Annotated in this window: 7 protein-coding genes and 1 tRNA gene; 4 read left to right on the plus strand and 4 right to left on the minus strand. The window is 43.3% G+C overall.

The features are described from left to right. The first annotated feature begins 96 nt into the window (after window positions 1-96). The gene (rep, locus tag OIK42_RS13915) at window positions 97-2,112 is read left to right on the plus strand and encodes a DNA helicase Rep (RefSeq protein WP_273641631.1); all 2,016 of its coding nucleotides are present in this window, start codon (window positions 97-99) and stop codon (window positions 2,110-2,112) included. A 32-nt stretch (window positions 2,113-2,144) separates the two neighbouring features. Here the strand turns inward: rep and OIK42_RS13920 are convergent, their stop codons facing one another. The 3 genes from OIK42_RS13920 to OIK42_RS13930 all read right to left on the minus strand — a co-directional run bounded on the left by OIK42_RS13920 (window position 2,145) and on the right by OIK42_RS13930 (window position 6,782). Next, the gene (locus OIK42_RS13920) at window positions 2,145-4,754 is read right to left on the minus strand and encodes an EAL domain-containing protein (protein WP_273641632.1); all 2,610 of its coding nucleotides are present in this window, start codon (window positions 4,752-4,754) and stop codon (window positions 2,145-2,147) included. Between the two features lie 178 nt (window positions 4,755-4,932). After that, window positions 4,933-5,325, minus strand: a complete 393-nt coding sequence (locus OIK42_RS13925) for a c-type cytochrome (protein ID WP_273641633.1) — start codon at window positions 5,323-5,325, stop codon at window positions 4,933-4,935. 176 nt (window positions 5,326-5,501) lie between these two features. Then, entirely contained in the window at window positions 5,502-6,782 is a 1,281-nt protein-coding gene (locus OIK42_RS13930) for a hypothetical protein (protein WP_273641634.1), read from the minus strand. Between the two features lie 187 nt (window positions 6,783-6,969). On the opposite strand from OIK42_RS13930, the gene OIK42_RS13935 reads away from it, so the two are divergent. The 3 genes from OIK42_RS13935 to OIK42_RS13945 all read left to right on the plus strand — a co-directional run bounded on the left by OIK42_RS13935 (window position 6,970) and on the right by OIK42_RS13945 (window position 9,911). Next, window positions 6,970-7,046 (plus strand) — tRNA-Arg (locus OIK42_RS13935). 187 nt (window positions 7,047-7,233) lie between these two features. Continuing rightward, window positions 7,234-9,264, plus strand: a complete 2,031-nt coding sequence (locus OIK42_RS13940; protein ID WP_273641635.1) for an STM2767 family DEAD/DEAH box helicase — start codon at window positions 7,234-7,236, stop codon at window positions 9,262-9,264. Between the two features lie 2 nt (window positions 9,265-9,266). Beyond that, window positions 9,267-9,911: an STM2766 family helicase-associated protein gene (locus OIK42_RS13945; protein ID WP_273641636.1), complete on the plus strand. Its 645-nt coding sequence runs from the start codon at window positions 9,267-9,269 to the stop codon at window positions 9,909-9,911. A 12-nt stretch (window positions 9,912-9,923) separates the two neighbouring features. On the opposite strand, the gene OIK42_RS13950 is transcribed toward OIK42_RS13945, so the two are convergent. Further along, complete coding sequence (locus OIK42_RS13950) at window positions 9,924-12,569, minus strand: hypothetical protein (protein ID WP_273641637.1); 2,646 nt, start codon at window positions 12,567-12,569, stop codon at window positions 9,924-9,926. Window positions 12,570-12,736: the final 167 nt, after the last annotated feature.

Genomic DNA, 12,736 nt, shown 5'->3' on the forward strand with positions numbered 1-12,736 from the left:
TGCAACACAATCATTACTCGGATTATGGCGGCGTGTCGATTACAATAGCACACGCTACGTTAATACCCATGCCACCGGTTTTGAGATCCTTATTCCATGAAGTTAAATCCAGCCCAACAATCTGCCGTCACCTACGTATCGGGGCCTTGCCTGGTGCTGGCGGGTGCTGGCAGTGGCAAGACCCGTGTTATCACCAATAAAATTGCCTACATGGTACGCGAGTGCGATATGCCGGCCCGCTATATTGCTGCGGTAACCTTTACCAACAAAGCCGCGCGGGAAATGAAAGAGCGGGTAGCACAAACCCTCGGCAAGGCAGAAGCGCGCGGTCTTAAAGTATCAACGTTTCATACACTTGGGCTTAATATTATTAAGTCTGAGGTAAAAGCACTGGGTATTAAAGCGGGCTTTTCGCTGTTTGACGACAAAGACAGTATAGCGCTACTCAACGACTTAACCCGTGACACCCTGGATGGCGACAAAGACCAGCTGCGTTTACTGCAAAGCTGTATTTCCAACTGGAAAAACGACCTTCTTACGCCGGAACTGCTGCTCAAAAAAGCCACCAGTCAGGGCGAGCAGGAGTTTGCCGAGTATTACCGTCAGTATCAAAACCATTTGCGGGCTTATAACGCCCTCGATTTTGACGATCTGATCATGCTCCCTACGTTGCTGCTTAAAGCCGACGAAAAAGCCCGCAGTAAATGGCAAAACAAAATTCGCTACCTGCTGGTGGATGAGTATCAGGATACCAACACCAGTCAGTATGAACTGGTGAGGCTGTTGGTGGGTGAGCGGGCACGCTTTACGGTGGTGGGCGACGACGATCAGTCGATATATTCCTGGCGTGGTGCGCGCCCGCAGAACCTCACCCTGCTGCAGCAGGATTTCCCGCGCCTTAAAGTCGTGAAGCTGGAGCAGAATTACCGTTCTTCGGGGCGTATTCTGCACTGCGCTAACATTCTGATCCAAAACAACCCGCATATGTTCGACAAAACGCTGTTTTCGCAACTGGCCTACGGCGAACCGTTACGGGTTCTCATGGCTAAAAACGAAGAACATGAAGCGGAGCGGGTGGTAGCCGAACTGCTGGCACATAAGTTTACTCAGCGCACCAAGTTTAAGGATTACGCGATTTTGTATCGCGGTAATCACCAGAGCCGGCTGTTCGAAAAGCTCTTAATGAGTAACCGCATCCCCTATAAGATCAGCGGCGGTATGTCGTTCTTTGGCCGTACCGAAGTAAAAGACATCATGGCGTACCTGCGCTTACTAGTGAATCAGGATGACGACAACGCGTTATTACGGGTTATTAATACACCCACCCGGGGTATTGGCCGCGCCACGCTGGAAAAACTGGGTAACTTTGCTAATCAGCTTGGCGTATCGATGTTTGAGGCGGCGTGTCATGACAACCTCAACGCGGTATTAACCGGCAAGGGCTTTTTAGCGGTGCATAACTTTGCCCGCTGGATAGTGTCGTTGTCGGATGAAGCCGTGCGTGGTGATACCGCAGCGGTGCTCAGAAACATGATCCGCGCCATGAGTTACGAAGAGTGGTTATACGAGCACAGCACCAGCCCCAAAGCCGCTGAAATGGGCATGGCCAATGTAAGTACCTTGTTTGGCTGGGTAACAGACATGCTCGAAGGCGATGAGCTGAACCCCCCCATGACCCTGCCAGAGGTGGTTAACCGGTTAATTCTGCGCGACATGATGGAACGCGGCGAAGAAGAAGCCGATGCCGATCAGGTGCAGTTAATGACCCTGCATGCCTCAAAAGGGCTGGAGTTTCCGGTGGTGTTTTTAGTGGGCATGGAAGAGGGCTTATTACCCCACCAAAGCAGCATCGACGAAGACAACGTGGAAGAGGAACGCCGACTTGCCTATGTTGGCATAACCCGCGCCCAGCGCGAGCTGATATTTACCCTGGCCAAAGAGCGTCGCCAGTATGGCGAGATTATTCAGCCGGAGCCAAGCCGCTTTTTATATGAATTACCCGCCGATGATGTTGCCTGGGAAGAGAAAAAGCGTAAAGTGAGTGCTGAAGAGCGCCAGCAAAAAGGCCAGGCCAGCATTGCTAACCTGCGCGATATGCTGGGTAAGACGTAAGGCCAGGCGGCAGAGCGTTTGCCCCGGGCCAACTAGTTGATGACAGTATTGTGCACCGGTAACAACCGCGATTCTTCGAGGTACTTGCCTTGCCCGAACGAGCAGTTAATTTCAGATAAGGCCTCAAACTGCGAGTAAGAATCAACCCCTTCGGCAATAACCTTAAAATTGAGATGGTCAGAAATAAGCATAACCGACTGGATCAGCTTAAGATTGCGCAATGAACGGGGCAGTGACTTAATAAAGCGGTGGTCAATTTTGATGTAATCAAAGGGGTAGGCAAACAGGTAACTGAGTGACGCCAGGCCGCTACCAAAGTTATCCAGCACCAGCGTAACACCGGCACGTTTAAGCTTTTTAATGGCCGGTAAAATATACTGGCTGCGCCGGTTCAGATCGTTCTCATCAAACTCGAACACAATAGCACTGGGCGGCAGTCCCGCTTCGTTTATAATATCGAGGATCTTGGTGACCAGAGAGCTTTGCAGTAAATGGTTAATGGAGACGTTGACTGCAATGCGTGGCGTGTAGCCTGGCAGTTCTGCGTTGGGCCATTCTTTTAACATATCGCAGGCCACTTTAAGCTGGTACATATCCAGCTCTAAAATCAAACCGCTTTGCTCTGCTACCTCCCGAAACTGCTCGCGTGACACCTTACCCATCGTGGGGTGGGCCCAACGCACGTAAATCTCATGATACAGCGGCAGCTTACTGGTAAGGTTAAACACCGGCTGCATGTAGCACTCAAATTCCTGATCGCGCAGCGAACGACGAAATTCGTTTTCCAGCTCCAGCTCTTCCAATAAGCGCTCACGCATACTCTTGTCGAAGATTACATAGCGCCCGCGCCCTAATGACTTGGCCTGATACATTGCCGCATCGGCATCGCGGATGACTTCGTCGGCGGTGCGATAGTAGCTTTCAACATGAGCAATACCAATACTGGCACCGGAGTACATTTCTTTGTCGTCGAGGAAAAACGGCTTAGAAATAGAATCGATAATCCGCGACGAGACTTCTTCTACGTCGGAGATCAGCTCAAAGTTGTCTAACAACAAGACAAACTCATCGCCGCCGTGGCGGGCCAGTAAGTCGTGACCCCGAATGCATTCGGTGATGCGTTTTGATACTTCTATTAAAAACTCGTCGCCGGCATGGTGGCCGAGGGTGTCATTAATAATTTTAAATCTGTCGAGATCGATAAACAGCACCGCAAATAAGTTTTCGGGGTGGCGCTGCTTATTGGCAATGGCAAGCTCCAGGCGGCTGGCAAACATGGAGCGGTTAGGCAAATCGGTAAGGCCGTCGTGGTGGGCGTCGTGAATAAGCTTGCGCTCAATGTCTTTACGCTCTTCAATTTGCTGCCGAAGCACGTCATTTGCGCGGTTGAGCTCTTCGGTACGCTCGGCAACCCGTTCCTCAAGTTGCTCGTTGTATTTGTGGATGGCTTCGGCTCTGAATTTACGCTCCAGCGCTACTGCAATATGGTGCGACACAAAACGCATTAACTCCAGATCGCGCGGCGTGTACTTGGCCGATTTACCATAGGTTTGCACGGCAATCACCCCGTACACGTCGCCGTCGATAATGAGCGGTGAGCCCAGCCAGGAGTTGGCCTGCTGTAAAATATTCTGCGCTACCGTAACATCAATTTCGCCGGCTTCGGTAAGCGCTAAAATACGCGACGGATCAATCAGCTCTGCCTGGCCACGGCGAATAACAAATTCGGTCAGACCAAAGCCTAAAGGGCGTGTTTCCGGCGCGTCATCCTCGCGGTCGCTAAAATACGGAAAGTTAAGAAACTGGCCGCTGTTATCGAGCGTGGCAATATAGCAGTTGGGGGCGCTAATCAGCCGCGCAATGATCTCGTGCAGGCTGGCATAAAACGAGCGCATGTTGCGGCTCGCGGTTGCCGACAGTTCAGATATCTCAAACAGCGCTTGTTGCAGCGCCTCAACTTTTTGTCGTTCGAGAATTTCTTCCTGCAGATCGTCGTTGATTTGGCGTAACTGGCGCGTGCGTTCACGAATAGTGCGCTCGGTGAGTTCGCGGTTTTTCACCCTATCTACGGTGGTAACAATATGCTGGGACACAAACAGCAGCACTTCAAGATCTTCTTGGCTGTACGATACTTTTTCATCGTAGGTTTGTACTACCATGGCGCCAATTACCTGGCTACCGCGTTTAAGCGGAACGCCCAGCAGCCCGTGTGGATGGCTGCCGATAAACTCTATTTTATGGTTGTTACTGGTTTCATCCTGGCTGTCACTTTTATAAAAAACGTGTTCGCCCGAATCCAGTATGTATCCGGTAAGGCCTTTTTTGAGTTGATCTGCCGGGAGCTGCTTAACCACCTGTTCGTCGAACTCATCAACAAAATAGGCCATGTCGACCATATTGGTATCGGGGGAGTAAAACGCAACGTAAAAGTTTTCGGCGCTCATAAAATCAGCAATGATTTCATGAATGGCGGGGTAGAGTAGTGACAGGTTGCTCACCGAACTGGCCAGCTCTGATATATTAAACAACGCCTTCTGAACCCGTTCAGCGCGTTTATATTTATCAGTTAAGCGCTGCAGCTGCGGTATAAGCTCTCTTAACTCCGCTTCTGACAACTCATATTTGGTTGACTCAGTTGACATAAAAAGGTTGCAGCCGAAAATCTACTCATTTGAAGCGGTTAACCTACCCTATTGGGGAGGAATTTGCCAGAATTTTGACTACTATGTATGCGTATAGGGGCACGCAATGAGGCCAGTAACTGGCCTCCGAATGCATGTATTAACGTAAACCCGTTAATCCGCGATTATCGCGCATTAATTAGAGTTCTGCGGTCATATACTCAATTGCAGCTTTAATATCGTCATCGCTACAGCTGGCACAGGTACCACGTGCTGGCATTGCGTTGAAGCCGTTAATGGCGTTGGCCAGTACTGCATCAAAACCTTTTTCTAAACGTGGCTCCCAGTCGGCAGCATTGTTTAATTTAGGGGCACCCAGTACACCGGCAGCGTGACACGCTACGCATGCCTTGTTGTAAACATCTTCGCCCGACATCGCACCCGCTGGCGCAGCTGCTGCAGCGCCTGCTACATGCACAGAGCCAACCGGTTTAATACGTTCTTTGATCGCCTCATCTGACATTTCCTGAGCGTTTACCGCAAATACTGCCAGTACTACAGCGCCCATACCTAACCACGTTTTTAATTTCACAATCGTCTCCAGGCAATTTGGTCTGAAAATTAAATAATCCGCATGATTATAATGGTTAATCCAGCGGCGACAACTATTTGAGACTAATTGATTAGTCTTGTCGTCATAAAATGCCACAAAAACGGGACTTTTTGTTCAGTCTCGTGCGTTAACCATTACTTTTACGTATTACTACCCTACTTGGATGACAGTAACTGCGACATGCTGATATTCAGTACCTGCTGCATTTTTTGCGCGGCGCGGCCAACGCCCGGCTCGCTGTTGCCTTTCACCTCGGTTTGCATGGCAAGGGTGAATTCACGTGTTACACCGCTGTTTAACGGCAATATCACATGGGCTAATAATACGGTTTCACTCTGTTCGCGGGTTTCACTGGGGCCAGCGCCAATTTTCTGAAAAATACGCCAGCGGCCGCTGGTGTGCGCGTCGAGCACTTCATTGGCCGGCGCATCAGACGCCGGTGCCAGCGCCCGCGCAATCGCCCGGGCCAGTAGTACGCCAATACCGGCTTGCATGCCGCCGGCATTTACCACCGAGTTGCTGTGCCCGGCACCGTATAACAACATCGATAAATGCGACGCATTAAAACCGGGTAAACGGGTTTGGGGTTCACTGGTGTGAGTCACCAGGCGCTTTAAAAACTCAGCCTGGGCCAGCGTGGTCATAGGTTTGTTGCCGGTCAGGCCGCACTCATCACAGCGGTAGGCCTGGTAAAAGGGATCGTCGGGAGCCTCAGCATAGGGTTCAACGGTGAGCGTGCTGTGTTCGTCAAAATGCCATGTATTAGAGCTCGGCTTAAACGCAGTCGGCCCGTAGGCACCGCGAAAACGAATGTCCGGATTGCTCATTTTTAGCCATTTATTATGGAACAAGCCGGTTAACATCCCGCGCCCGGCAATATTGGCAAAATAGGTGGCAATAGCATTGGAGTTATCATCTGACTTACCCGACGGTGCATAACTGTTCACGCTGGTGATTAAGTCTGCCAGCTTTACATCATCGACAGACGTATTGGGGGTAACATCAACGCCGAGCGTAGCCACAGCCGCAGCAAACGCCATGATCTTGGAAGAGCTCCATGGCTCATAAAGTATATTTTGCGTGTTGGCGTTAGCCAGGTAGCGGTAACCGGTGCCATTGGGCGTGGCAGCAAAGTCAATCACGGTAATTTTGCCCAGCGACGCAGGTACATCAAAATACGTCCAGTCACTGGCCACACGCTCTTCCCAGCCAGCGGCGGTGCCGCTCCTGGCAACGGTTAAATAATTGGGGTTAGGTGCCTCGCTAAACATGGGTGCGCCAGGCAGATAATGTTGTTCATTACTGGCTGGTAGCAACGGTGGAGCGCTAAACACGTTGTTGTAATAATCTAAATCTTTTTGCTCATCAGCCATGGCAACAACACCGCCAAGTAGCGTGGTAATCATCAGTATGGCTCGCGATAAATAATTCGTCATGCAAGCTACTCTCCGGAAAACTTTATTACAAAGAATCTCAGATTACGCTAAAGCCAACAGCGAAGCAAAAGCCAAAAGTGGTGTGTTTTTAAGCATCAACGCACGCATTTTCATTTTTTACTGTAAATTAGGCAGCTGAACTCCTATAATGCGCCACTCAAACGGTTCCTATCCGTTTTTCAACAACGCACCCGTAGCTCAGCTGGATAGAGCGTTGCCCTCCGGAGGCAAAGGTCATAGGTTCGAATCCTATCGGGTGCGCCATTTTTAAAGGGCTGTGGCCCGATTCCTCTCTTCTAAAAATTTCCGTTTTAAAATATGTAGCAACATGTCCTTCCTATTTCTTGTTCTGAATCAACCAGCCTGTAACAACGAACAGATGCCTCTGAATTCTTCATGTTGTATGCTTACTAGCAGGAAAAATAGTTAAAAACTAAACGAGGGTTGTATCGTGGCAGAAGATAATCATGATTTGTTTTTCGACAAATTCGATTGCGAGACAGATTTAAAAAGAGCTTTTAGAGATTCACTTAAGGAATTTTCTGCAGAAAGTAAAGTTCAGATATATCTTTTGCAAAATCCTCTGACAGATAATAAATACACTTATAATTATAGGGACGCTGCGATTGTACTGGCTCCTAAGCATAAAATAATGATAGTTAATTTGGGAAATGACGACGAGCAGTTCGAAGACTTTTGTGATGATTTCATCGATGATTTAAGTTCAATTTCAGATAAATACGACTATAAAAAAATAATCGGTAGAGTTCGTAAATGGAGAGACGAGCTTGTTGCTGAAATTCAATGGAACGATGATACTGATGTTGGAACTTTATTTGACGAAGCCTCGATAGCTGACCCCAAGACTCAAAGAAATAGCGAGTTACTGATTTCTCTCGTTACTGGAAGCATCAACGATGTGTCTAGGATTAAAGATGAAACACCCGAAAATATTTTAGACAAGATCAAGCAAAAAATTCAACTGTTTGATGGTGACCAGACTAGGTTTATTTACTCTTTTGAAGAGCGCCCAGAGATTAGAATTCAAGGTTTGTCTGGGACAGGAAAAACAGAGCTACTGCTTCATAAGTTAAGAGACATATATGTAAATAGAAAAAGCTCAAGAGTCATGTTGACTTGCCACAACAAAATTCTTTCGTATAGCCTCGCAAAAAGAATCCCAGAGTTTTTCAATTTTATGAAAGTGGAAGAACAGATAGAGTGGAATAAACGCTTATGGTGCGTGAATGCGTGGGGCTCTACTTATGATGCGAATTCTGGTGCCTACCGCTATATTTGTGGAAAGTATGGAATACCTTTCCAAACGTATGGCCCTAGTTTCTCTTCTGTATGTTCTGCTGCGGTTGCAAAATTAAAAAATGAAGATATGGATAAACTTGGCTATGCGTTTGATTATATGCTCATAGATGAGAGTCAAGATCTCCCCGATGAATTTATCGAACTGGCTAAAATTGTTACAAAAAATACCGTTTATATAGCAGGTGATATTTTTCAAAGTATTTTCGACGAAAATATCCTTGATAAAGTCACTCCTGACTACCTTTTAAGCAAGTGTTATCGTACTGATCCACGTACATTAATGTTCGCTCATGCAATTGGTATGGGTCTATTTGAAGACACGAAACTGAGATGGTTGAAAGACGATGAATGGGCCGCTTGTGGGTACCATATCGAAAAAAATGGGAATGAGTATAAGTTAACTAGAGAGCCTCTTAGACGCTTTGAAGATTTAGATAGTGAAGACCTTACAAGTATCGAATTGGTCACTAGAAAAGACGCTCCTGACACCAACCTTGTACAAAAGTCATTCACTTGTATTGAGAGCATCTTAGGATCTCATCCGACTGCTTCTGTCGATGATTTTGGTATCGTTTATCTAGGAACTAAAGCTGCTGCTAAGCGTTTTGCTTCGCTACTCGAGTTCAAAGTAAAAGAAAAATATGGCTGGGATATCAATTTAGCTTTTGAGACGCGCCAGAATATTGAAGGGCAATTATTCGTGAGCAATAAGTTCAATGTCAAAGGTTTAGAGTTTCCTTTTATGCTATGTATCGCTAGTGATATTCCAAATCAACTACATGAGCGCAATGCACTTTATATGCTTCTTACTCGGTCATTCCTTAAATCGTTTCTCATCTTAGGAGATCATGTTGACGGAAAGCTTATTTCGAAACTTGAAGCGGGCATCAACCATATAAATGAATATGGTTGTATTGTCACAGAAGCTCCTGTTGGTGAAGAATTAGATAAGATTAAAACTACAATTGAACACTCAGGGAGAAACCAATCACTCAACGATATAATAGTTGCAGTTTTCGAAGAACTGAACATTCTCCCTATCGTGCGCCCACACATCAAGGAAATGGTGATGACAAGGCAAAAAATGATTGGGAAAAGAATGACTGAAGCTGAAGTTAGAGAGTTTATTACTATTCAGAATAATTTACTTCACGAAGGCTAAGAATGAAGTTAAATATCAATTATCCAATACCTAATTGGCTTAGTGATAGATTTTTTAATCCGGTTAGAGATCATTTGTCATGTTGTAAGCTGATATTTGAAGTATTAAATTTTGTGTACGTTGCAGATGATGCCAATATAGATAAAGACCGAGTTAATTCTTTTCTAAGAATTGAAGTTAGCCAAATAAAAAGGTTCTTTTTCTCTTTGGAAGACAAGCTTTTCTCCATAAGTTTTCCTTTTAGGGTAGAAGAAAAAGGTAATAGGATAACCTTCTATTCAGGGATAACTGGCCTGCCTATAAACTTAGAACTTGTTTCAGATTGTTTAAGCGTTCTTCATAGTGTGAAAAATGATTTTAGCCTAGAGGTTCTTGTAGATAGTTTGACTGAACCGGATATTTTGCCTGAAACTTGGAACGTTATTAAAGAAGTGATTTTTTTTGAAACAGGTTATATAAGATATGATCACGATCCCGACCCTGCGCGATTATGTGAATACAATCACCCACTTAATCATCTTGATATCTTTTACTCAAATAGTGCGACATTCAAATTGGGACTATATGAACGTCACGATGCTGAAACTTTTAGTAGTATTTTAGACAGAGGTACTAATTGCCACTACTTAGTTACTTATAGTAAATGATTAGTACGCTTATTAATAATAATCATCGTATATATCTTTTTCTTCGTAATACGAGGTAACGTCGTCAAGATACTTTGTGTTAGCGTATTGTTCACTAAGCTCTTTGATAGCGCGTTTGCGATGGCTAGGCGCATTTTGCATCATTAACTCTAGCGTAAGAGAAATAGATGAGTAATCTAAATTTTCTCTATATGCATCTTCAAAGAGATCTGAAAAATCATTTTCTTGCGCGTAAAGAGCTAAAGTACCTCGCCACCATTCACTGGTGAGATAGTTTGTAAGGCTTATTCCTCTATTTAATTGTAGCTCCTGTGCTGCTAAATGTTCTTGAAATCTAAAATGTCCGAAGCTTAACGTATTGGTAAGCTTATCAAAGATAAGAATATTGCATGGGTCAATTAATTCGTTTATTGCCGTATACACTAGAGACCTCGAATATCGACCGTTGAATTCCTTCGCAATTAGGCGACATAAATTACTTTTAGATATAGTTCTTGTATTTAATGTGTGCATTTTGAATGCACATTTTCTCGCTATATTTTTTAACTCTTCGGAATCTAAGCTTTGTCTTTGTATATCTTTAAATTCATCATATCTGCCACTTAGTAAATTGATTCTTTGAAGATAAATTTGATTTTCATTTGAAGGTACAACAACACCTCTTTCTGCTAATGAACAGGTTATGGTGGCTAACAATGGTGTCTTAATATAGTTATAAAGATTCTTTCTTTCTATTTCTTGCACCAAGGTGCTAGATATTTTTTTATCTGAACACCAACCATATACAAAGTTTATTAGTTGTTCTTTTGTAAACGGAAGTAGAGTAATACCTAGGAAGCGAATATCTTTGAGATACTTAACGCAATCTCTACTAGATATTATAATCTGCACTTTACTACACTCAATCTTAAAATCATTTATAGCATGAACGATTTGAGGTATAATGTTATAGATTTCATCCAGACCGTCTAGAATTAACGTGCAAGAACTTCTTGAAATTAGATTCCGACATTCAGAAATATTTTCATCAGATAGCGCTTGTGATGATCTTAATAAAATTAACTTAAATAATAAATCTTTCGTCGGTTTCTTTTTATCATATTTGTTACCAAATTCAGAGGTAATTTTTGTTGCAAGTTTGTTTAAAGGAATATAGAGAACTAAGTCATTATTATGTCTTTCTAAATCAGTTGCATATACCTGCAAGGTTGTTGTTTTTCCTACTCCGGCTCCACCGTAAACCGCTACATCAAAACCGGTGCTGAAGATATCGTGAGGTGAAACGGAGATTCTATCCAGCTCTCCTTCTGATGTACGCAACTCAATATTTTTTGATATATGACTTTCTTTATCAGTTAAGATACTTAAAGTCTTTAAGTTTTTTCTAACTTCATTTAGGAAGTCTCTTAATCTATTTTGACTAAGTTTTCTATCGTTGATTAATTTTACATTTTCTAAATAATTACTCTTAGCATTCGCAATGTATTTATCAATAGTTGTTTGTGAAAAAGGGATGTTTAAAGTAGGAGGAGGGATTATTTCTATTTTTTCTATATTTATTTCATGTTCTGAGAGTTTTATTTCACTCTCGAACAACCTTTTTAAGCTCTTATCTATAGAGCTATTAAAATTGACTTTAGTTGAATAAAATTCAGAATTCTCCACGGTCTCATCAATAGCCTCAGCTTCTTCTTCACTTATCAAATTATTATCTAATAACTTGTTCTTCTGTTCGTTAATTCTTAGCTTTAGGTTAGATATTAGTGCGATCTCATCGCTCTTTTTTTCCTGTAATAGCCGTAACTCTTTTATCTTATCCTGATTTTCTTTATCATTGTACTTAATCAGTTCTTTGGCGTAATTTTCTGAAATTTCGCTAGGGTCTACCTCAAATATATCCAAGCCTGATAATTTTAAAATGCTGTCTCTTTCATTAACGAAACCTTGCCATTCAGCCTGGTCTATCTTCAATCGTTCTTTTTTTAAGCGGAAGTCAGAAAGCAGAAGGTGGTTGCTCTCTATAGAGCCAACGAAAAAACTTAAATCGCTATAAAAGCTGTCTAAAGTTTTATCTTCTTTTATTTTAAGAGCGTTTAGTAATTCTTTATTTACGAGTTCGACGTTCGAGTTTGATGTTATTTTCGATTCGAAACTTGAAAGTATAGATAAAAGATCCGGCTTGAAACGCTCTATTAGGTTCAAAATCTCAATTCCATCTAAAAATGAAATTTTATCCTTATCTTTACCTAACTGACTTTGTACATTATCCAAAAATCTTGTAGAAGCTTGTTCAGGACAGATGAAGTAAACTTCATCACTATAATATTCATTACCGTGAATGTCTTTTATAGGGTCACTTATACAATTTCTTAATTGAAAGAGAATTTGTGAGAACTTCTCCCAAGTTTTTGCGTTTTGCTTGTTTCCTATTTTTTTAGCTTGAACGTAGCAGACGTGTGGCTTATTACGAGGAGGTATTTGTCTCGTAGCGATTAAATCTTTTCCTTTCTCATAGGGGCCACCATTAAAATCGACCCTTGTATAGCCCATAGCGCTGAATAAAGGTATTAATATATCTTTTGTAAAACTATCCTCTCGCATTGCACAAAGTTGATATAAATATTGTTGCAAATGTGAAGGTACGATTTCATTTTCCATATGTTATTCGCTGCTATGTTATCAAATTGACTTCTGCCGCTTTACGTTCTTTTTCCAAGAGTGCATATATCTAGAGCTTATTTTAAGTCTACCATGGCCTAGCATCTTCCGCACTTTATAAAAAGCTAAGCTACTCTTATTCAGCTTACTAACCAAATAACGGTTGA

Origin of the sequence: Alteromonas gilva, from assembly GCF_028595265.1 — a bacterium.
Lineage (GTDB): Bacteria > Pseudomonadota > Gammaproteobacteria > Enterobacterales > Alteromonadaceae > Alteromonas > Alteromonas gilva.

What these genes read in the sequence shown, in the direction of transcription:
- OIK42_RS13920 (WP_273641632.1), bottom strand. Translation starts at nt 4,754, where the DNA reads ATGTCAACTGAGTCAACCAAATATGAGTTGTCAGAAGCGGAGTTAAGA.
- OIK42_RS13945 (WP_273641636.1), top strand. Translation starts at nt 9,267, where the DNA reads ATGAAGTTAAATATCAATTATCCAATACCTAATTGGCTTAGTGATAGA.
- OIK42_RS13950 (WP_273641637.1), bottom strand. Translation starts at nt 12,569, where the DNA reads ATGGAAAATGAAATCGTACCTTCACATTTGCAACAATATTTATATCAA.
- OIK42_RS13930 (WP_273641634.1), bottom strand. Translation starts at nt 6,782, where the DNA reads ATGACGAATTATTTATCGCGAGCCATACTGATGATTACCACGCTACTT.
- rep (WP_273641631.1), top strand. Translation starts at nt 97, where the DNA reads ATGAAGTTAAATCCAGCCCAACAATCTGCCGTCACCTACGTATCGGGG.